The following is a 21,794-nucleotide window of genomic DNA, read 5'->3' as shown; positions in this document are numbered from 1 at the left end:
TCACGGTCGTCACGTTATCGGTAACAATTGTTACGCCGAGTGATAAATCAATAATAGGTGAACTCTCTTGAGTAGATGAATTCTTCGGGAGGATTTGAACCGTCGAGAAACTCTGTTCTATGAAATTCCCGAACTGGATTGCCTCTATCATCTCTAGAGAGAATATCTACCCTCTTACGATATTCCGTCGCTTGCTCTTTACCTTCTTTTCTGATTCTGACGATCATCCTCTCGCCATTAAGCGAGCCATATGAATCATAGGAAAACTTGCTTTCCAAAACAATGTAAACATCTGTTTCGAGTTCAGGAATATTCTCCCTGACTATTGAATAGCTTTCAAGCTTTTTCCCATTCTCATCAAAGAAGAGAGTGTTGGTTGAAACTCCGGTCTCCGTCAAAACTGAAAAAGCAAGGGTTCTTTCATCGGTATCATACCAGTAGCGAGTTCTTTCCAGTTCAATACCTAATTCGTCAAAGGCAACGGCATCGTAGAAATCTCCATTATAGTAGATATCTACTCTCTGGAAAACAGACCCTTCTTCATCCATGAATTCCTTTTTGACTAACCTTCCCGGATCATCGTATGTATACTTTGTTTTTCCTCCTTCGGTTTCCCTGGAGATCACAAAACCGGCCTGATTGAAAATGATTATCTCTGGATCAGAAACCATGAGTTCGGCTCCCAATTTCACAATCTCGATTTTGGCAGTATGGACCTTTCCGGAGAAGCCAAACTGCTGAACGGTAAGTTCTTCTTCCATAAAGACTGCTGCCAGTGTGCTTAATGAGACCACTAATAGAACGACTATCACTATCATTTTCCTCATTCTATCTCCTCGCTTTCTTATCGACTTTATCAATGATATCAAAAGCATGGCAATCGGACATCTATGATACTCAGAGGTCTATCTAGATCAGTTCCGCCGTTCTTTCTTCTGATATACTGAATATGTTAATGAAAAAGCTTTTGCTGGAGGGATTGCAATGAATTTCAAAGAACTCTCTGAGGCAAGTGGAATCAAGTATGAAACAGTAAGAAATTATGTGAAAGTCTTGATTGAAGAAGGGCTTATCGATGAGGTCAACGAAGATGTAATCCAGATTGTGAAGAAAATGCCGGACTATACTTCCAAAGGCTTCACAGTTGTTGAGGCTGCCCATAGAGCAGTTGTCCTCAAGGATACGCATACTTCCGTTACTGAAGAACTTACTGAACTTCGAGACAAGATAGCCAGCCTTCAAGAAGAGAACCAGAGGCTAGAAAGAGAGCTTGGCGAGGAAAAAGCGACGGTCGCGGAACTCAAGGAAAGACTGGAGTCCTTCGAAAGCAATACAGAGAACTCTTCAGCTATTGATGTGTACAAAGAAGATGTCAAAACAGCCGCTGACGCACTGAAGACTGCAGTTAAGTCAGCGGGAAGTGGTCTTGTTCAGTTTCTTCGGTGGCTATTTGATACAGAAGAAGGGGTAACCAAGGACCATTCAGGTAAATGAAGCGAAATTTCCTTTCAGAAGCAAGGAGACGCTTCTTTTGCGTTAGCGTCTCCCCGAGAAACATCTATCCTAGAATATTCGAAAACTAGAAGTCGAGAGTTGCAAGGATTCCCGTGTACCACTCTGCCCAGGTAAAGGCGTCCTCTGAATCGGCCAGAGCTACGAGTGCAAAGTATTCTCCGGGACCAAATACCTCGGCATCAGTGGATTCAGAGAAGAGAGCAAGCCAGCAAAGCTGCCCTGAAAAGTCTAGAGCAAAGATACTTATGGTAGATTCCCTATCAACGTAACCCGAATAACTGTCGATTATCTCATAATCGCCAAAACCACCCAGATATTGGTAAACATATCCGTCAAGTACATCGTCAGTGCTCAGTATATCAGTCGCCTCACCCACAAACAGCTTTCCTACGATCGTCCCTTCCAGACCAAGATCAGCCACCTCGAAGTAGTCGGAAAGGTAGAACTGCACAGAGAATTCTGGTGGCATCATGAACCCAAAGTAATCACCTTCAACTTCTATCCAGTCGTCGACGAAGATCTCCACTTCCTCCTCACTGAGAAGAGAATCGACCATCACGATAAATGGGTCGGTATGCTGACCTTCTTCAGGAGTAAGGAAATCAACGACCTCATCTTCTTCTGGCTCCTCTTCAATTGAAATATGGCTTCCCACAATTCCAGCAATGATCTCCTTGGCTCTTTCAAGTTCGCCGTCTGAATAACTTGTAGGTTCGAAAACGAACATTGCGACAGGACCCGCCTCAGTAATATCAACCTCTTCGTCCGGATAATACACAATAACAAATGGGTAATCTACTACCGGATTCACCTTGAGAGATGCTAGATACACTACTAGCCCGTTGTCAAGCTCTGCAATCTCCTCGTATCTCTTTTCGGTAGAAGCGTTTTCACCGTACAAGGAAGTCACCACTGCCTGAAGTAGCTCATCGCGCGCGTAAGATTCAAGCTCGTAAAAGAAAAGTCTACCAAACAGCACTCCGTCTTTGTCAAAGATCTGAACGTCGTAGTTCAAACCGGTTTTCTCTTGAAAGATCGAGAAATCCTCAGGTATCATTATCTCTGAAGAACCTATCACTTCGATCTTCCAGGTGCTGTCATCGGGAGCTTTCCAACCCTCTCTGAAACTTACTAGGAGAGAATCAACTGTTCGTAGAGTTAGAGTAGCCAATCCTTCTGAATCAGGAGCATCAACTTCGGCTTCGGTGGCATCTGCTGTTTCAGTAGGTTCTGGAGTGAGGGTCCTGAGTCCAAGCTGCGCCATAAGGCTCGCAGCACAAAGAACTACTAGTAGCATAAGAAGTAATCTTTTCATATCTACACCTCCAAGTTATCACGGTCTCAGATCTCGAGACTTCTTTAAGAGAATTCTACCACCAGAATTTCATTATTGATACTTCTGTCGAGTGACTAACTGAAAACTCAGGCAGTTCTGTCGTAACCTCTTCCGGTATAGTCAAACCTCAGCCCCACATACTCAAGTGCTCTTCTCAGCGCCAAATTGACCGGGAATGTGTTTGCTCCCATATATGGATCAACTCCTCTAATCTGGCTCGAATAGTCGGCGAAAACCGGAATTTTCAAACCGTTCGAAAGCTTCCCAAGTAAATTCTCTACTGATAACGGACAGTGAATTTTCATGTACCTGCATACAACGGGGATTACCTGTCCCGATCTATTGATAATTCCTGAAAAACCAAATAGCCTGCAGAGGAGTGGCCTGCTGGCGTATTCTGTGCATCCTCCCTCTTCACTCACAGCTGAGGAACTTTCGAAGAGAATACACTGATCATTGTCATAGACTGAATCAAGTCGCTCAAGTAGCTGAGCGGCCTTTCCTTCATTCCAGAGTCTCAAAGAAAGAGGAAGAAATTCGGTAACAGTCACCTGAATCGCATCGCCCGAAGTCTTGCAACACTCCCTGCAAGAAGGCGGGCATCTAAGGCCTGTCTCAAGCTGGACATTTCTAAGTATCTTCTCAACTGAATCCAGAATTTCTTGAATTTCGTTGGCTTTATTGTAGAGATCGCCGAACGGTAAACCGCTAATCAAAAGCATTACCTCCCTCAACCACACTGGCTAGATCTTCTCACTTCTCAAAAGACAATTCAATTCATCGAATGTAAATTCTCTGCACAATAACCCCGATAAAGTGGAAGAAGGTGACAAACGTCTTGGTGGAAGCCGATAGGGGTTACGACTAGGAAAGATAATAGGAAAACCGATTGACCGTTTATGGTTTTCCTTTCACCGATAAGGGCAAGGACCGGAACGTGAGGCACCTAAGAGGAAGGAACGGGATGTCGAATAGAGTTCAGACGGAGAGAGCAGAGTATCGAGTGTAGGGTCTCGGGTGTGGTGAAAAAACGATTTACTCTGCAGTTATTCCGTGGAGCCTGACCCAAAATGCTTACGTTTGGGGCTTATGTTTTGTGCTTCTGTTTGGGGCTCTTGTTCAGGGTCATCCTGCGCTTGACTCAGGATCTGGGTTATTTGAAAGGTGGTTGCAGATGCGGTAGGGGGTAGGAAAGAGCAAAAGATCAGTTGCAAGTTACAAGTTGTGAGTTGTAAGAGGGAAGAACAAGAACCGGGGTTGGGGGTACGGGGTCGGAGGTCGGAAGAACAACAGAAATTGGTTCTCCGTTCGCCGAGGAGAACCCGTTATTCTTTCCAGAGCGAAGATCTTTTCTTCGTTCTTGGTCAGACCATTTGTTCAGAGAGTAGAGAGAAGGGGAAAGCAAAGAGGACAAGTAAGGATCTCGGATCTTCAAAGGTCTTAAAGAGCTCCTAAATCCCCTCTCGAGAGGGGTATCGACGGTTCCATCATCGACGGGGTGTGTGCACGTCAAGAACGGACCTCATGTTCAGCATAACGGAATCTTAGTCTTTTTGCTCTAGAGCTTGCAACTGCTCTTTCGATGAACGGGTACATGTTGCCAGACAGTCAACAAAGGGAGACACTTTGATCTCCACTTGAACGGTGGAGAGTATCTTCTATGAAAGGCGTTCTTTCTTGTGTCCGGTCTGACCCTTGGTTATTGGAGAATAATATATGGACACTAGAGAGTTTAACTAACAGTTCCTCGTAATTGCTCTGGATTTGGGAAAAATCTGTCGGTGAACTGTAATTCAGAGATCCATGAGGTCTCAGGTTATTGTAGAAGCCAAGATAAATGTTGAGTTTCCTGCATAGATCGTCTAGATTTCCTATTCTGCACACAACTTCTCAAGTACAGTGAACAACTATGTGTTGAGCAGAACACCTCCCAATTTGCATCTGGAGACTCTATCGCTCTCGTCCCTGCAAAAAACTTCACATCACCGCTATTTTGGACCAATGAGAAGTCTTTCATTTTTTACCCGCATTGTCTCTCTCATGAAAAGAGAGCAGCCGGTTTGGCTGCTCGTTCTAAGTCATATGAAGCCCGGGCCTCTTATTTACCTGCAGCTATTATTGCCCAGTTCAAAAGCCTCTCGAGGTATTCCTGATTTGATGGTTCTAGAAGAGGGTTTTTCTTGTCGATAATGTACTCTTCAAGCGATCGAAAACTCGCTCTACCTTCTAAGATGTCCTTCCCAATTCCAGACTCAAAGCTTCCGTACCTTTCCTTGAGAAGCCTTTCCAGAGTCCCTTCATCTATTAGTCTGGCAGCAGCTTTCAGCCCCAGGGCAAATGTATCCATACCGGCAATGTGAGCCACAAAAAGGTCTCGCTCCCTGTAGGAACCCCTTCTCACCTTGGCATCGAAGTTCAGGCCACCGGGATTTAGCCCTCCATTTTTGATTATCTCGTACATTCCAAGAGTTGTTGAGTAAACATCGGTTGGGAATTGATCCGTATCCCATCCCAACAGCAGATCTCCCTGATTGGCATCCACACTTCCAAGCAACCCATTGATCCGGGCAAATCTCAGCTCATGCTGAAACGTATGCCCTGCAAGAGTTGCATGATTAGCCTCGACATTGAACTTGAAATACCCTTCGAGACCGTATTTTCTTAAGAAAGACAACGCATTTGCAACATCAAAATCGTACTGATGCTTCATAGGTTCCATGGGCTTGGGTTCAATGAGAAACTGACCCGTAAAACCGATCTCCCTGGCGTGGTCCACAGCCATATGGAAAAACCTCGCTAAATTGTTCATTTCGAAGCCCATATCCGTATTCAGTAAGGTTTCGTAGCCTTCCCTTCCACCCCAGAATACGTAGTTCTTTCCGCCCAACTCCTTGGTAACTTCAATTGCCTTTTTCACCTGGGCCGCAGCATAGGCGTAGACATCTGCATCGCAGGAAGTAGCTGCCCCGTGCATGAATCTCGGATTGGCGAAGAGGTTCGCAGTTCCCCACAGTATGCCGACGTCACTTGTCTTTAGGTGATCGGCTATGTGACTAACAACCTGATCGAGCTTACTGTTGGTTTCTCTCAGCGTTTCTCCTTCAGGTGCTATGTCACGGTCGTGAAAACAGAAGTAGTCAACACTCAACTTCTCACAGAATTCAAATACCGCATCGATCTTCAGCTTTGCGAGAGTCATCGGATCCAGTACCGAATCCCAGCTTCTTTTCATAGTAGGCTTGCCAAACATATCCAGTCCGTCTCCCTGAAATGTATGCCAGAAGGCAATAGCAAACCTCAAATACTCCCTCATTGTCTTCCCCATAATGACTTCGTCGGGGTTATAAAAGCTGAAAGCCATAGGGTCGCGATTGTCAGGCCCTTTGTACTGAATCTTCTCTATCTTGTCGAAAATGCCCATTCATTTCCTCCTTTCAATCTACTATTCTTTCCTGCAGCTCGCTTATCTCTCTATAGTTGTCTTTTATGCTTCCATATAGATTTTTGTATATGCTGAAAACACTGTCATAGATTCTCTTAGCACTCTCGTCAGGCCTGTACTCTTTTTTCATCCTGATCCATGATGAAGAATCGATCCCTACAGCTCCTGCGGCTAGTCGTGCGGATCCATATGCCGGACCCTCGTCAACTTCAGGTAACCAGATCGACTTGCCAAGATTGTCTGCGATGATCTGACACCACGTATCGCTCCTTGAACCTCCGCCGACAATCCTCACGTTGCTAAGATCCGACCCAAGACTCTCAATCAGTTCTGCTCCCTCTCTAAGAGCAAAGCCCACACCTTCGTAAATGCTCCTAAAGATGTCTCCAACGCTGTGAAAAGTGGAAAAACCAAAGAGGGTCCCTCTTGCGTTCGGATCGCGGTGCGGCGTTCTTTCGCCGTTAAGGTATGGCAAGAAGATTACTCCACTGGAACCTACCGGCGTTCTTGCGACCAAGTTTTCCAGAGCTTCAAAGGAGAGGCTTTCTCCAAATCTCTCTTTGAACCAATTAAGTGAATTTGTGGCTGATAGAATCACTGCCATATGATAGAAGTCATTCCCTGTTACATGTCTGAAAAGATGCACTCCGCCTCCTGCATCTGGAACCCGTTGTTTGGTCAAAGCAACAACCGTTCCCGAAGTTCCTACACTTACCACTGCATCTCCCGGTTGTTCAACCCCGCAACCATAAGCCGACGCAGCATTGTCCGCCCCGCCAATTACGACCGGTACATCTCTCAACTCAGGAAGTGAAGAATGAGTAACAGTTCCAGCGATCTCACCTGATGCAATCAAAGCAGGATTCGCAGAGAAGCTGATACCTGCGATCTCCTCAATTCGCCTGTCAAATGAGCCGTTGAGATCCAGCATAGAGGTTCCCGAAGCATCCGAAAAATCAGTCGCAACCACGCCCGTCAGCCTCATAACTATGTAATCCTTCGGCAGCATCCAGGTTCGAATTCTTCTGAAGCTCGAAGGTTCGTTATCGGCAAGCCACAGTATTTTTGGAAGTGTGAATCCAGTCAGTACAGGGTTCCCAAACTTCTCGATGACTTTCTTCTCTCCACCAAACCGCTCGGTTATCCTCAAACACTGACGCTCCGTCCTCTGATCACACCACAGGATCGCGGGATAAACGACATCACCTTTTTCATCGAGCGCAACGAGAGAATGCATCTGTCCACTAACAGATATTGCAGAGGGATAGGCTCCATTCCTACTGGCGAGAGCTTTCAAAACAACCGAAACTGCATTCCACCATAACTCGGGATTCTGTTGAGCCCACCCAGGTCTAGGGGTCTCCATTGAAATTTGATAAATGGAAGAATCAATAACATTTCCGTTTTCGTCAACTGCGATTCCCTTTACAGAATTCGTTCCGACGTCTATTCCAAACACTGTAGTCATAACATTACTCCCTCTAGACAAAATCAACTGTTTTCTTATCAACTATGTGCAGAGCGGCTCCTATCATTTTCGAACTAGCCATTCCCTTTTCATGGAGGACGCTTCTGATTATCCTGATTTTCTGACCGGTAGCATAGAGAACCCTCGAATTCACCAGATCAATCAGGTTGTGCAACGAGCTTTCAGGAATCATCGAAGCGACTCCGCCCAGAATAACAACCTCAGGATCAAGCGAATTCACGATGTTGATTATACCAACAGCGAGACTCTTCTCAATCTGGCTCAAAAGAGGCTCAAGAATAGTTTCAGATGAACTCAGGATGCTCAAGTACTTCTCGTTGTTGCTATCCCCCCCAAGCGCAAATCCCATTTCATTTGCCCTGGCTACGATCGCTTCAGTGGAGGCTACTGTTTCCCAGCAACCGAAATTCCCACAATAACATTTCTTTCCATCGATTTGCACAGTCATGTGTCCCAATTCACCGGCGGAGTAATCACGTCCTCTGTATATCTGTCCGTCGAACATTATTCCGCAGCCAATTCCCTCAGATACATACACGAACACAACATCCACTGCAGAAACCAGAGAAGGGTTGTTCCATTTCTCCGCAATCAGTGAAAGGTTCGCTTCATTGTCAAGAAAGACGGGATACCGTCTGGAAAGCCTTTCTCTTAGAACAAGATCCTTCCAGCCGAGATGTGGCACGTAAACTATCCTTGAATTCTCAACGTCAACAATTCCAGGAACCGAAACCGAATAGCCGAGAAACCTGTACTTCGGGATATTTCTCGAAATCATCTGCGTCTCTGCAGAAAGCACTTTCATGAATTCATCGAAGTCATGAGGGGTACTGAATTTGTTGACAACAGATACTGAACCATCAAAGAAGCCTTTGCCGACGATTGTTTCTTCAACTCCAATATCTATTACCACTGACATGAAAGCCTTCCTGTTTAGTCGAAGAACAATCGCTTTCCTCCCTATACGGCCAGTATCTTCGGCCTTGATCTCCTCGCAAAGGCCCATAGAAAGAAAGTCTTTGATTATCTTTGTCACAGTACTGGGATTTAGACCAGATGCGATGGCAAGATCTCTTCTAGTCGTCACGGGGCTCTTCCTCAATAACTGAAGAATCAGCTTTCTATTGGATCTTCCAATGTTTTCTGAATCCAGCTTCTTGCCGACCAAGCGAAATCCCCCTTTCTTATATAGCTTACTACCAATTCCAGATTAGAATAAATCTCTACAGAAGCATTTAGAGGCGGTTGTTAAGGAATATCACTCTTAACTTGTCTCTTCCTAATTTATTTATTGCTGCAAAAAAATGAAAGAGTTTTCACTGTCGGTATCCACTGATAATTCTTTTTTGACCGCCTGAGAACAATTCAACGTTCTTGTATGACAATTCTAACAGAGGAAAAGGAAGAAGACACAAAACGGCTATGTATGACTCCTGCCAAATGGCCGCCAACCAGGTGATAGAGGATGCCTCCATTTCTGTGCGTATTCCTGGGTCACTTCCTACCTCAACAATCATTCCTCAGGAAGATCAGCTAAAGGGTGTCAGACTACCAGAGAGGGATCCGTGAACGCTATGACATGAAACAAACTATCTCTTCAGTCAAATACTATGTGGTGACTTCTTTACTATAATGTAGAGTGAGAACGATAGAGGAGGTCTTATTCATGCTAGAGAAGATAAAGTACATAGTTTGGCCGTCCTACGATTTTCTATTGAGTATTATGAGGGTCAACTGCAACGAAATGATAGTGGGCGCGTACAAAGACCAGGATTTCATAGAGCAATTCAAACCCGATGCAGAGATTATTGATTGGGTAAAGGAGACAAAGAGATCACTTCCCTCGGACATTGAAGAACTTTTTGAACGTTTTTTTGATTGTGAAACGTATTTCGGTGTAGGCACCTTTGCTCTGGTCCAAGAACGTAATCTTCAAAGCCCGGAAGACTTCATTGAAGCTCTAAAGCAAACTTCCGAGAAGAGCATACTCGGACGTTTTCTCAGAACCGGATTTGGGTCGGACATAAAAGAAAGAGAGAATTCTCAGTTTGAAGAGCTAATAGAGAAACTCACCCTGGACGAGATATACTCCTTTTCATAACTGAGAGCACTATCTTCTCATCTATTCAGAAGGCGAGCATTCCTTGAACTGCTTGAAAACCCATCTCAGACAAAAGAGGATCTCTTATATCCGTTTGAATGGTTTCTGGAAAATGTTTTCAGTAAGATCAGGAATGATGTGAGGAAATCTAACCAGAAATATCTAAGATTGCTCGAGAGACATGTTCAAGAGGATGGGACATCATATCTTGAGAGACTCAATCTTGTCAGTCTTTTTGATGTTCTCGAAACGGTCACTACTTTAGAACTGAGTGTCTCTCCTTTTCTTCGTCTCGACCAGGCAAGCCTAATGATCAATAAGGACAGGTATCTCTTCATTCTTGGTTACGACAGGATGGAAGTTCCATTCAGAGAGAAGGATGAGCGACTGGAGTGCATCGATGTTTTTGATGTCTGGCAGATAGAGAAAGGCTTGCGATCCTTAAAGAACTTAGCAGGGAACCCAACAGCCCGGTTTCTCTTGCTGAGAAGCTGAAAATTTCTGCAGGGGACCTTAGCAATCATTTGGAAAAGCTGAAGAAGGGAAGATTGCTGGAGAGTGTTTACGATGGTTAAAATGTTAAGTGTACAGTCAAGTCAGAAAAGATAAGAAGATTGGTTAATGAATCACTCGACAAATTACTGGAGGAAGAAAGCTAGACAGGGATAGAAGAAGGGATCTTTTTCGGTAAAACAAACGGGGCCCAATGGCCCCGCAGATTCTAGATGTAATCAGTCGATGAAATCACTGAATATCTCCATGAAAAGCTCTGTATTCTCTACTATTACGCTGTGACCATATTCCTGAAGTACCTTCACTTCGATGTTCTTGATGAGCTTTTCGAATCTCCTTGCCATCTCCTCAGAAATTAGCTGGTCTAGCTTTCCAACTATCACCAAGTGAGGCACTTCTGTCTTTTTCAGCTCGTCACTGAAATCATATTCTTCTAGCGCCCTGGCATTTTCTACAAAACATTTTTCGTCCATCAGAAGAGCGTCGTCAACAAGGCGTTCAAGAAAATCATCTTCCTTACGAGTAGGCATCACACCCATGAGCGCCTTCTTGAGAAGCTCTCTGTTTCCTTTGTACATCTCCAGGTAAGGATAAACTTCTTTCGGAGTGATTAATCCGTCTGGCGGGGCCGGGTCTACTAAGACTACCCTATCAATCAGATCGGGTCTCTTTGTGACAACGCTTTGAGCAACTGCACCTCCCAAAGAGTGTCCAACGAGAACAACTCCATCTGCTTCCATTTCAAGTATGAAATCAATCACATAGTTCGCATAGTTATCAATGCTAATCTCTTCGAGTCTGTCGGATCTGCCGAAACTAGGTAGATCAATTGCATAGCCCTTGAATCTCTGAGGTAGAATTTCTAGAGAGGGCTCGAACCAAGTACTTGAAGCAAAATTCCCGTGAACAAAGACAACAGGAATTCCTTCAGAACCTACAGTCTTTAGATAGAAGATCTTCTTGTCCAATATCCTCGCATAATTCTCGGAAACCGTCCTCTTCATTTCTAACTCCCTCCTATCTAGCATTGAAATTTCTCTTTCGTCATCCTTGATATTAACATCGATGATGACGAAAGAAGCATTATCTTCAACGCCGTCTGCAAAAACATGTTCTGCCAGAAAAACACCAATCGAAAACGAGAGAACTATAATGATTACCACAAACCGCTTTTCTTGCATCTCTACTCTTTCCTGGACTTCTCGCCTTGTATCACAAGCCGAGATAAGAGCGCTTGACATGTTCGTTGTGCATCAGGTCTTCGGCGTTGCTTTCAATTGCAAGGGTGCCGTTCTCAATAACGTAACCCCTATCTATAACCTTTAAACCCTGTCGAACATTCTGTTCCGAAAGGATCATAGATACTCCTTCAGACTTTATTACGGACAGCTTCTCGAAGAGCTCGGAAACTAAAGAAGGCTGAAGTCCCACTGATGGTTCGTCAAGAATCAGCAGCCTTGGAAGTGCCATTAGCGATCGGCCGACAGCCAGCATTCTTTGTTGTCCTCCGCTCATCGTTCCAGCCAACTGATAAGCATGTTCTTTGAGCATCGGGAATATTTTGAAGACAAACTCCAACCTCTCGTCGACTCTGTCTCTTGCCTCCTTGATATAGGCAGCTCCAATTTTCAGGTTTTCAAGAACCGTCATGATTGGGAATAACTCACCGTCTTGCGGAACGACCGAGATCCCCTTCCTCACAATCGTGTGAGTCTCATAGGGAAGAAGGGATTCGCCTTCAAAGAGGATTTCTCCTTCTTTCGGTTTCACAAGACCGATTATGGAGTTTATCAAAGTTGTCTTTCCCGCTCCGTTGGGACCAAAAAGGCCAACTGCCTCCTTTCCGACTGAGAAGGAAAAGTCCGAAATAACTTGAATTCTTCCGTATGAAACGTATAGGTTTTTGACTTCAAGCATCAGGCATCCTCCCCCAGATAAGCTGTGATAACATTGTGTTGCTGCGAAACTTCACTGTATGGACCTTCTGCAAGGATTTCTCCTCTATCCAGGACAACAACTCGCTCTGTGATCTCCCTTATTACGCTCATCACGTGCTCAATAATGCAGATTGTCACACCAGTATTCCTAATCTTCCTAACTGTCTCTATCATCTCTCTAGTCTCATCCATGTTCAATCCAGACATCACTTCATCAAGGAACAGAATCTTCGGGTTCGTGGCCATGGCCCTTGCAAATTCAATTTTCTTTATTTCAAGCACAGTTACTTTGTCAAGGGTTTCATCAGGCTTAGACAACCCGATTGTTTCGCAAAGTTTCAACGCGCTCTTTCGACTCTCTCTTAGCTTTTCTCCCTTTCCAAAGAGACCACCTATCATGACATTTTCAACTACGCTGAGGTTCTTCAGTGGTCTTGCGATCTGAAAGGTTCTTGCAATGCCAAGATTGCATCTTTTGTGTGCTGGAAGAAGTGTAATATCAGTTCCATCAAACACAATTCTACCCTCGCTCACGGTGTGAACACCAGATATCAGGTTTGTTAGAGTTGTCTTTCCTGCACCGTTGGGTCCTATCAGACCAAGTATTTCGCCTTTCTGGATCTCCATCGTGACGTTGTTAACTGCGACAAGTCCGCCGAAGCGTTTTGTTACTCCTTCAACTTTGAGTATACTCATCTTATCGTTCCTCCAGACGGCGTTTTCTTATTCCAAAGAGATCTTTTAAAGCACCATACACACCGTTAGGCATGAAAAGTACAACAACAACAATTATCACGCCATAAATTATTAAATGACCGTAGGGCATTATTAGCTTCAGATACTCTGAGGAAAGACCAAGAATAATTGCGCCAAGTACTGGACCTAGCGTCGTATAGATTCCTCCTACTAGTGCCATTGCTATCGGAAGAAGAAGATAGTGAGCTGAAAAGCTGCTTTCTGGATACACAAATCCATACTGAAGTGCGTATGTTGATCCTATTACACCCTGAATAATCGAAGTCACAACAAACACAAAGATCAGGTACTTGTAGATATTGACTCCATGGGATTTTGCAACCGTTTCATCGGCTCGTATAGCATCGATAGCAAAATGGATTCTTGATCTCTGAAACAGTTCAGAGACTACAATTGTACCTACCGCTATGCCGAGCATTAACCAGTACACTTTTGTTGAATCGTAGTTGAAGAGGGTTGTGTATACTATCTTTCCACCGGGACCGCCCGTAAGTTTGTGCAGGTTTCTTATTATGACCATGAAGACGCTTGCAAGAGCCATTGTCGTAATGGCAAAGTACAGACCTCTCAAGCGCAAAATAGCCATACCAAGAAGCAAGGACACCCCACCAGCCAGCAGACCACCTAGAACAATGCCCATTACTGGGTCAACACCAAAATCGGCAACAGCGATAATTCCTGTGTAGCCACCAAGTCCGAAGAATCCGGCTGTTCCAAAAGACAGCTGACCAGTTCTCAGCATCATATCCCAACTGATTGCCAACGTCATGAATGTCAGAATCGTGATCGCAACACTAATGAAGTACGCCTCTGTAAGAACTGGGAGAAGCGCCGCTGCTATCAACACTAGCAAGATGATTAGCGACTTGGTTATCTTCATAGTGATTGCCTCCTTAGTGATCTGATCATTATGACAGTTATTAACACCCCAAAGAAAACAATATCTGACCAACCGGCGTAACCAGGAATTGACTGCACAATGGCTTCTCCAACTCCGAGCATAATTCCACTGACAAGAATACCGGTAAGATTTCCAAGTCCCGCCATTGCCACAAGACAAAAAGACTTCATAGTGAATGCCGCTCCAACTGACGGGAAAATCGCGAATCTTGGGACCATGACACCGGCTGCAATTCCGAGGATTGCAACGGAGATTCCGAATACAAAGAGATAGACGAAACCCGTATTAATTCCGACAATTTTCGCGCCACGCGGGTTTTGACCAACCGCAAAGGTAGCCTGCCCTAACCTGGTTTTCTTCAAGAAAAGCTGAAGAGCGATCAGTACTGCAACAGCGAACAGAACGTACAAAAGCTCATATGTGCCAAATCGAACGCCCGCTATAGTTGTTGACGAAGAAGAGTACTCAACATACACGCTTCTTGGTCTTGATGTCCATATGAGATTCATTGCTTCCAGTAATATCATAGATATTCCGAAAGTGAGTAGCAGCTGGTTTAAATGACCCGCCTTTAGAACTCTCTTAACAGTCAGTTTGTAGATCACTACTCCAAGCAAAAACAGCAGAACGAAAACAGGAATTATGGACAGTAAAGGATCCATTCCTAGGTTTGTCGAAAAGAGATAGACAAAATAAATACCTAATGAAAGAAAATCTCCATGTGCAAGATTCATAATACCTACCACTCCGAGGGTTAGTGAAAGCGGCAATCCAACCAATGAATATAGGCTTCCCCTCTGGAGTCCATAAATAGCAGCGTGAGGATTCCAGATAGCCACCACGACAATTACTGCAATCAGGAGAAAGACATTCCTGTGCTTCTTCAAGAACGAGATACTCTCCAAGTCAGTCACCATCCAAGCTACAGCTTTTTAATAATAAGGTCGGGCACGAATGCCCGACCTAGATTCGCTTATCTTCCTTCCCAGGAAGGAAATGGGTACAATGGTTCGGCCGTCTTAAGATCTAGCGGCCAAATTACCTGCTGCTCTCCACCCTGCCACTGAAGGATTTTCTGGGCAGTGAATCCCTGATGCTTTATTACATTGCTGGGAGCCATCTTCAAGACTTCACCTATCGGGGAAGCATATTCCACTTCCTCTAGAGCCTTTATGAGCGCAGCTTTCTCAAGCGTACCAGCTGCTTTGATTCCTTCAGCAAGGAAGTAGATATTCGTGTAGCCAAGCGGTGCAAAGTAAGTTGCCGGTTCCTCGTTGTACTTCTCGATGTAAGCATTCCAGAAATGCTCTGCAGTCGGGCTTACCTTGTTGATTGTTGGTGCCCACATTCCGTAAAGTGTTACACCTTCTGCTAGAGGAGAATCTCCGAAGTGTGCCGGCCAGCCTGGAGGTGCTCCGACGAAGAACTTCGGTGCAAATCCAACTTCTTTTGCCTGCTGAAGCATCGGAAGAGCATCGGCATCGTAACCTGCCCAGACAAAGAGGTCCGGGTCAAAGGCCTTAGCCTGCTGAAGCATTGCTCTGTAGTCTCCTCCACCAAGCGCCGCACTCTTGAAGGAGACTCCCATATAGTCACTCATGACGGCTGCCCACGTTCCTTCTCCCTGATCGGCCTGAGATTGAAGCACAAGATAGGATTCATGGGAGGCAGAACCAAAACCGCCTTCTTCATAGGCAAGGAAGACCTTTTCAATTACGATGTCGGGATAAGCCTCAGCTAATTCTGTCCAACCCAGGCCGTAGCTTGCACCCTGCTGGTAGTCCCATGGATGAAGATGGAAATACCAGTCGGCATCCGGTCCAACTGCATTCTCGCAGAGGTATGAAGCCGCGCCGCTCCAGATAGTGATTTTCTGATATCTTTTCATTACTGGGATCTGCGCAAGATGGACTGAAGATGCCATGCCTCCAACGAAGAAATCAACCTTATCTACTGTAGCAAGTTTCTCAATTGCTGCGGCTCCCTTTTCGGGCTTCAGCTCGCTATCCACTACAATTAGCTCCAGAGGTCTACCAAGTAATCCCCCTGCAGCGTTGATCTCTTCAACAGCAAGTCTCATTGCTTTTGCAGATTGATCACCCGTGATGTCTCCTAAGGGGACGACGGCACCAATCTTGATTGGAGTGGCGGCAAATGCAACAAAGGTAGTTACAGCTACCACCAATAATACTAACAATGCTCTTTTCACTTTCCCACCTCCTACGTAGGTTGTTCATAATGATTTCTGGTGCACTAGTACATCTAGACTTCATTACAGAAAAGCAGTATTCAAGATCTGCAAGAGATTAGACTCTCTTTACTACTACTGCGGTTCCCATCCCGCCGCCAATGCACAGAGAAGCAAGACCAAATTCTAGATTTCTCTTTTCCATTAAGTGGAGAAGAGTAACGATTATTCTGTTTCCTGATGCACCAATTGGGTGTCCAAGCGCAATCGCTCCTCCATTGACATTTGTCCTTTCAAGAAGCCATTCTTTTGAAACTCCGTAGATCTCCATAAGGCCCTTCAAGACTGATAGCGATTGAGAAGCAAAGGCTTCATTTAGCTCGATAAGATCGATGGCTTTGATATCCAAGGACGCTTTTTTCAGAGCCTTCTCAACGGCGGGCACTGGACCGTATCCCATAAATGCGGGGTCTACTCCGGCCTGCGCGTAAGCAACTATTTCTGCTATTGGCTTCAGCCCGAATTTTTCCACTGCCTCTTCACTCGCCAGGACTGTCGCGCTTGCCCCATCGTTTATTCCCGAAGAATTCCCGGCCGTAACGGATCCATCCTTCTTGAAAGCGGGCCTTAGCTTTTCCAGAATCTCCATGCTCGTTTCTCTTGGGTGCTCATCGGTATCGAAAACGACGTCTCCCTTTCTTCCCTTGATCACAACAGGGGCGATTTCATCTTTGAACCTTCCTGCCGCGATCGCTTCCTTGGCTCTGTTCTGGCTTTCAAGTGCAAATTCGTCCTGCTCAAGCCTGCTAATACCGTATTTCTCGGCTAGATTTTCGGCAGTTACTCCCATGTGGTAGTCATTGAAGACATCCGTAAGCCCATCCCGTATCATATGATCGACAATCGTACCATTGCCCATCCTATAGCCGAACCTGGCTCTGTCAAGCATGTAAGGACTTATAGACATGTTTTCCATGCCGCCGGTTAAGACAAGATCAGCTTCACCGAAAAGAATGTCCTGAGCGCCGATCATTGTTGACTTCATCCCGGAACCGCATAGCATGTTAACAAGGTATGCCGGGCTCTCAATAGGAACACCTGCCCCAATAGATACCTGCCTTCCGGGTCCCATACCCTGGTTTGCAGTTAGAATGCAGCCCATTATTGTCTCTTCAATGTTCTTGGGATCGACCTTCGACTGCTCTATCGCGGCTTTTGAAGCAGTCACTCCAAGATCCACTGCCGGTACATCCTTCAGAGTTCCTCCAAAAGTGCCGATTGCAGTCCTTTTTGCGCCAACTATGAAGACCTTTTTCATCAAGAAACCTCCTATATTAATCCAATGTCGCAAGCTTGTTTTCTTAGCTCTGATCTGAAGTCCGGATGAGAAACATTCAGCAAGGCTTCTACTCTCTGGAATACGTTGAGACCTTTAAGCCTGGCAATCCCAAACTCGGTTACAACATAATCAGTATCCTGTCTTGGAACGGTAACCGGCGAGCCAAGCGGAAGAAGCGGAACGATTGTTGAGACGGTTCCTTTCTTTGCAGTCGATCTAAGTGCGATGATTCCCTTTCCATTCTTAGCCATGGAGGCACCTCTATGAGTGTCTAGTTGTCCTCCGGTACCGCTATAGTGCCGAGCTCCAATTGCTTCGGAACATACCTGCCCTGTGAGATCGACAGAGATGGCCGTATTTATAGAGACCATGTTGTCATTCTGCGCGACAACGTACGGATCGTTGACATAGTTGCCTCTAAGCAGAAGCACACCAGGGTTGTCTTCAATGAAAGAATACATTTCCTTTGTCCCGAGTGCAAAAGTCGCTATGAACTTTCCCGGCCAGAGACTCTTCTTCTTATTTGTTATTGCTCCCCTTTCGAACAGGTGAATCATCGACTCAGTAAACATTTCGGTGTGAATTCCGAGATCGTGCTTATCTTCCATAAGTCTTGCAACGGCGTTCGGAATCCCTCCGATTCCAATCTGCAAAGTTGCTCCATCTACAACAAGCGAAGAAATATGTCCCGCGATGTTCATTTCAATCTCCGATGGTTCAGTGTCCGGCAGTTCAGGAATGTCAAAAGTGTTTTCTATCACATAATCGACCTCACTTATGTGAACGTGAGTGTCTCCATGAGTCTTCGGCGCTTTCTCATTTACTTCCAGAATTACCATCTTCGCGTTCTCTACCATATCTCTTTCATAAACTGTCGACAATGAAACGGTCATGTATCCATTTCTGTCCATTGGTGAGGCAACACCCCAGAATATATCGGGTTTGTTTGCCATAATTCGCTCAACGCCAGCAGTATGAAGATTGTTCGGGATGTATGTCACTGTCCTAAGATCGCTGCTGACTGCCTTCCTAGCGCCCACCGAATGGAACCAGGACTCGTTCAGAAATCTGCCTTCATATTCTTTATTGACGAAGAACGGATACTCTCCAATATTCAAACAAGTCGCAACGGCTACATTCTCTACGTTCTCAACCCTGTGGAGGTTCTTCAGAAGACCCTGAGCTTCCATTGCTGCCATGCTTGTCACAATCTTTGTTCCAGACTTAATGTTCCTCAAACCTTCCTCAATCGATATCTTCTTCTTTCTGTATTCATCATTCCAGTTCAACTAAAAGCACCTCCATAACCTTTCACCATAAGAGAAGCCAGTTCTAACAAATACTCGTTCCATTTTTCGTAGTCTTTCTTCAATTTGAAAAGAAGATCAAGCCCCATGAAGTGTCCTATTCCCATGAGGAAGACTCCCAGATCTCGAGAGTCTATCGGTTTAATCTCATCCTTCAACCTTGCTTCTTCAAGAGCGCTAATATACGATGTAAGAAGCCTTTCATAGTAGAAACGGCCAGTCTCGGGTTGTACAAACTCAGATTCACGTACTATGTTATAGAGCTCCTTGTGAACATCCATGAAGAGCAAAAACGCCTTAAAGGATCTAATCTCTTTGTTTAACCTGCCTTCAACACCGGAGACCGCGTCTCTCATCGTTCTTCTTAGACTCCTGTTCGCCTGATAGACAAGCTCTTGAAGTAGCTTCCCCTTACTTTCAAAATGAAGATAGAACGTTCCCTGACCGTAGCCCGCCTTGCTAGTGATGTCATATATTGACGTGCCGAAATATCCCTTCTCTCCCATTAGTTTCTCTGCAGCCAAAAGGATAACTTCTTTAGCCTTTCCTTCACCGTTTACTCTAACTCTATCTAGAGTAAAATCCAGAGACCTCCCATCCAACTCTTCAGACTTCACAAAACCATTGAGGGTAAAGTCGACGAGAGATTGGACTGTCGAATCGGGCACCCTTGTATCGTTATAAATGATCCAGTAAATAGCGGCAAACCGCGAGCTTCCAATAAGAAACCACAGTTCAGGCATTGAAAGGGGAGATCTATCGTCCAGGACAGTTGAGAGAAAGGCTTCTTTGTAGGTTTTGTCAACGGAGCTTTCCACATCCGGAAACCTGTACTCGGCCTCATGAAAGGCAATGAACTTCCTTCGAGATTCCCAAAGAATATCAAAGACCGTTCTGTAAAGGTTATACAGCTTCTCTTCTATAGTGTGTCCCATGACCGAAGTAGAGGCGGACTCGAATCTGCTCTTGATATCCTGGACAATCTCTTTGAATACCTGTTCCTTACCGGTGTAATGTCTATAGAATGCTCCATTTGACAGTCCGCAGGTTCTGCATATATTGGCGACAGAGGTCATTTCGAAACCAAGGCGACTGAACAGCTCTTCAGCCGCCTCTTTAATCTGTAGTCTTGTTCTCTCGCTTCGAGAGACCTTCAAATTACGAGGCCCCCGTCGACGCCAATTACCTGACCGGTCAAATAACTCGACTCATCGGAAATCAAGAAGAAGTAGACATTCGCAATCTCTTCAGGGAGTCCCATTCTCTTAAGAGGAATCTTCTCTTCGAGCGCCGTCAGTATCTTCTCCGGTATTTTCTCAGTCATAGGCGTCTTTATGAAACCCGGTGCCACGGCGTTTACCCTGATCTTCGCACCCTTTCTTGTCAACTCTTTAGCCCACGTCTTAGTCATTGCAATAACTCCTCCCTTTGAAGCGGAGTAGTTAGACTGACCAATATTTCCGTACACGCCGACAATCGATGAAGTGTTGACAATCGAACCATAACCCTGATCTATCATGACCGGAGCAACCGCCTGCGTCATGTTGAAAACACCTTTCAAATTGACGTTGATAACCATGTCCCAATCTTCTTCGGACATTCTCTGGATCAGGGCGTCTCTAGTCACTCCAGCATTATTAATAAGCCCATCGATGCGGCCAAATTCGCTTTTGATTTCACCTATAAGTTCAGCTATAGCAGGCCTATCTGTCACGTTTAGTTTTTTTGGAATTACCTTGCCCGGAAGCTCGGAAAATTCCTTCTTCAGATTATCCAATCCTTCGACGTCCATATCGCAGGCGTAGACAATCGCGCCTTCACGGGCAAACTTTTCGACTGCCGCTTTACCCAGTCCACTCGCGCCACCAGTTATGATGACGACTTTACCTTCCATTCTCACCTTTTCGCCTCCTAATTCTTGCCCCATTTTACTGTCGTCGCTGCCCAGACGAAGCCTAATCCGGCACCTACCATAACGATCACATCGCCATCTTTGATCTTCCCTTCTTTCAACCCTAATTCAATCGAGAGAATCTGATCATTTTGTCCAAGATGGCCGTAGTAATCAAGGTAAGTACTCTGATCTTCCTTTAGCCCGAGCTCTTCAAGAACTGCAAAATGAGCCGATCTTTTGAAATGCAAAATTGCTAAATAATCGATATCACTTTCAGAATAGCCGCTCTTTCTGAGTGACTCTCCAATTACCCAGTAGAAATTCGGCATTGTAGTCTCTCCAAGGCGTTTCTTGAATTCTGCAGTGTCTCCTTGGACGGAGAAATGATAACTCAATGTGTCTTCGGGACTCATAGGCCACTTTTTAGTTCCTCCTACCGGAACAACACACAGCTCGGAGAATGATCCGTCACCCTTAAACGCCGAAGATAGAACGACATTCTCATTATGGCTTTTCTTAAGAACCACAGCAGCTCCGCTCGCTCCTACATCAAGCATGAATGAGGTGGATGCCTCAGAAAGATTCATAAGGTCCACATTTCTGTAGCCGCTCACGAGCAGAACAGTATCAACATCGTCTCTAGCGATCATGAGACTCTTCGCCACGTCAATGCCGGCCATCATAGATCCACACATCGCTTCCATATCAAAAGACCAAGCGTTTTTGGCACCGATTTCGTCAGCAACCTTCAACCCGGCCAGCCAGCATGGGTAATCTTTATGCTGTGCACCGTTCCAGATTATCAGATCAAGGTCTTTGGGATCCGTTCCGGCATTTTCAAGAGCTTTCAATGCCGCTTTGATTCCCAAATTGCTTGTGGTCTCTTCAGGACCAGGAACGAGTCTTCTCTTCACTCCAAATTTCAGTTCAATTACATCTTGCGGAATGCCTGTTACCTCGGCAATTTCCTCTGGAGTCATGAAGGTCTCAGGTATGTATGTCCCGATCCCCGCTATACCAATTACCGGAACTGAACTCAACAAGATCACCCCTTATGCTTTGCGTGTCGTGATTCA

Annotated in this window: 21 protein-coding genes; 4 read left to right on the top strand and 17 right to left on the bottom strand. The window is 45.2% G+C overall.

The features are described from left to right. Nucleotides 1–47: 47 nt before the first annotated feature. Nucleotides 48–827 (bottom strand): hypothetical protein, encoded by a 780-nt coding sequence (locus tag B3K42_RS02760; RefSeq protein ID WP_110990542.1) that lies wholly within the window; start codon nucleotides 825–827, stop codon nucleotides 48–50. 157 nt (nucleotides 828–984) lie between these two features. Here B3K42_RS02760 and B3K42_RS02755 point away from each other — a divergent pair, with 157 nt between their 5' ends. After that, nucleotides 985–1,494 carry a winged helix-turn-helix domain-containing protein gene (locus B3K42_RS02755; protein ID WP_110990543.1) on the top strand — a complete coding sequence of 170 codons (510 nt, stop codon included), beginning with the start codon at nucleotides 985–987 and terminating at the stop codon, nucleotides 1,492–1,494. Between the two features lie 85 nt (nucleotides 1,495–1,579). Here B3K42_RS02755 and B3K42_RS02750 read toward each other — a convergent pair whose 3' ends face one another. From B3K42_RS02750 to B3K42_RS02730, 5 genes are all read right to left on the bottom strand, one after another. Next, nucleotides 1,580–2,830, bottom strand: a complete 1,251-nt coding sequence (locus B3K42_RS02750; protein WP_110990544.1) for a hypothetical protein — start codon at nucleotides 2,828–2,830, stop codon at nucleotides 1,580–1,582. Between the two features lie 107 nt (nucleotides 2,831–2,937). Then, entirely contained in the window at nucleotides 2,938–3,573 is a 636-nt protein-coding gene (locus tag B3K42_RS02745) for a YkgJ family cysteine cluster protein (protein ID WP_258367272.1), read from the bottom strand. Nucleotides 3,574–4,949: 1,376 nt separating this feature from the next. Continuing rightward, nucleotides 4,950–6,272, bottom strand: coding sequence for a xylose isomerase (gene xylA, locus B3K42_RS02740; RefSeq protein WP_110990546.1), 1,323 nt, complete (start codon nucleotides 6,270–6,272; stop codon nucleotides 4,950–4,952). 13 nt (nucleotides 6,273–6,285) lie between these two features. After that, nucleotides 6,286–7,761 carry a xylulokinase gene (gene xylB, locus B3K42_RS02735; protein WP_110990547.1) on the bottom strand — a complete coding sequence of 492 codons (1,476 nt, stop codon included), beginning with the start codon at nucleotides 7,759–7,761 and terminating at the stop codon, nucleotides 6,286–6,288. A 13-nt stretch (nucleotides 7,762–7,774) separates the two neighbouring features. Next, the gene (locus tag B3K42_RS02730) at nucleotides 7,775–8,950 is read right to left on the bottom strand and encodes an ROK family transcriptional regulator (RefSeq protein ID WP_110990548.1); all 1,176 of its coding nucleotides are present in this window, start codon (nucleotides 8,948–8,950) and stop codon (nucleotides 7,775–7,777) included. Nucleotides 8,951–9,448: 498 nt separating this feature from the next. Between B3K42_RS02730 and B3K42_RS02725 the strand changes: the two genes are divergently transcribed. From B3K42_RS02725 to B3K42_RS02715, 3 genes are all read left to right on the top strand, one after another. Then, a complete protein-coding gene (locus B3K42_RS02725) occupies nucleotides 9,449–9,883 on the top strand; it encodes a hypothetical protein (RefSeq protein ID WP_258367273.1) in 435 nt (144 codons plus the stop codon). A 138-nt stretch (nucleotides 9,884–10,021) separates the two neighbouring features. Beyond that, a complete protein-coding gene (locus tag B3K42_RS02720; protein ID WP_258367274.1) occupies nucleotides 10,022–10,378 on the top strand; it encodes a hypothetical protein in 357 nt (118 codons plus the stop codon). Further along, entirely contained in the window at nucleotides 10,321–10,458 is a 138-nt protein-coding gene (locus B3K42_RS02715; RefSeq protein WP_258367283.1) for a helix-turn-helix domain-containing protein, read from the top strand. Before B3K42_RS02720 ends, B3K42_RS02715 begins: the two co-directional genes overlap by 58 nt. Before the next feature lie 156 nt (nucleotides 10,459–10,614). On the opposite strand, the gene B3K42_RS02710 is transcribed toward B3K42_RS02715, so the two are convergent. From B3K42_RS02710 to B3K42_RS02660, 11 genes are all read right to left on the bottom strand, one after another. Next, entirely contained in the window at nucleotides 10,615–11,577 is a 963-nt protein-coding gene (locus B3K42_RS02710; RefSeq protein WP_258367275.1) for an alpha/beta fold hydrolase, read from the bottom strand. 31 nt (nucleotides 11,578–11,608) lie between these two features. Then, on the bottom strand, nucleotides 11,609–12,313 hold the full coding sequence (locus tag B3K42_RS02705) for an ABC transporter ATP-binding protein (RefSeq protein WP_110990549.1): 705 nt from the start codon (nucleotides 12,311–12,313) through the stop codon (nucleotides 11,609–11,611). Continuing rightward, the gene (locus B3K42_RS02700; protein WP_110990550.1) at nucleotides 12,313–13,029 is read right to left on the bottom strand and encodes an ABC transporter ATP-binding protein; all 717 of its coding nucleotides are present in this window, start codon (nucleotides 13,027–13,029) and stop codon (nucleotides 12,313–12,315) included. Before B3K42_RS02700 ends, B3K42_RS02705 begins: the two co-directional genes overlap by 1 nt. Nucleotide 13,030: 1 nt before the next feature. Then, a complete protein-coding gene (locus B3K42_RS02695; RefSeq protein WP_110990551.1) occupies nucleotides 13,031–13,969 on the bottom strand; it encodes a branched-chain amino acid ABC transporter permease in 939 nt (312 codons plus the stop codon). Continuing rightward, nucleotides 13,966–14,877 (bottom strand): branched-chain amino acid ABC transporter permease, encoded by a 912-nt coding sequence (locus B3K42_RS02690; RefSeq protein WP_258367276.1) that lies wholly within the window; start codon nucleotides 14,875–14,877, stop codon nucleotides 13,966–13,968. Before B3K42_RS02690 ends, B3K42_RS02695 begins: the two co-directional genes overlap by 4 nt. A gap of 86 nt (nucleotides 14,878–14,963) precedes the next feature. Further along, the gene (locus tag B3K42_RS02685) at nucleotides 14,964–16,199 is read right to left on the bottom strand and encodes an ABC transporter substrate-binding protein (protein ID WP_110990553.1); all 1,236 of its coding nucleotides are present in this window, start codon (nucleotides 16,197–16,199) and stop codon (nucleotides 14,964–14,966) included. A 97-nt stretch (nucleotides 16,200–16,296) separates the two neighbouring features. Further along, complete coding sequence (locus tag B3K42_RS02680; RefSeq protein WP_110990554.1) at nucleotides 16,297–17,496, bottom strand: acetyl-CoA C-acetyltransferase; 1,200 nt, start codon at nucleotides 17,494–17,496, stop codon at nucleotides 16,297–16,299. Nucleotides 17,497–17,507: 11 nt separating this feature from the next. Further along, the gene (locus B3K42_RS02675) at nucleotides 17,508–18,806 is read right to left on the bottom strand and encodes an acetyl-CoA hydrolase/transferase family protein (RefSeq protein WP_110990555.1); all 1,299 of its coding nucleotides are present in this window, start codon (nucleotides 18,804–18,806) and stop codon (nucleotides 17,508–17,510) included. After that, the gene (locus B3K42_RS02670) at nucleotides 18,803–19,981 is read right to left on the bottom strand and encodes a TetR/AcrR family transcriptional regulator (RefSeq protein WP_110990556.1); all 1,179 of its coding nucleotides are present in this window, start codon (nucleotides 19,979–19,981) and stop codon (nucleotides 18,803–18,805) included. The genes B3K42_RS02675 and B3K42_RS02670 overlap by 4 nt, the downstream gene beginning before the upstream one ends. Beyond that, nucleotides 19,978–20,724: a 3-oxoacyl-[acyl-carrier-protein] reductase gene (gene fabG / locus B3K42_RS02665; protein ID WP_110990557.1), complete on the bottom strand. Its 747-nt coding sequence runs from the start codon at nucleotides 20,722–20,724 to the stop codon at nucleotides 19,978–19,980. The genes B3K42_RS02670 and fabG overlap by 4 nt, the downstream gene beginning before the upstream one ends. Before the next feature lie 11 nt (nucleotides 20,725–20,735). Beyond that, complete coding sequence (locus B3K42_RS02660; RefSeq protein WP_110990558.1) at nucleotides 20,736–21,758, bottom strand: 3-oxoacyl-ACP synthase; 1,023 nt, start codon at nucleotides 21,756–21,758, stop codon at nucleotides 20,736–20,738. Nucleotides 21,759–21,794 lie beyond the last annotated feature (36 nt).

This window comes from Mesotoga sp. UBA6090 (genome assembly GCF_002435945.1).
GTDB lineage: Bacteria > Thermotogota > Thermotogae > Petrotogales > Kosmotogaceae > Mesotoga.
Note: the sequence above shows the minus strand (reverse complement) of the source record. Positions and strands in the feature narration are given on the sequence as shown.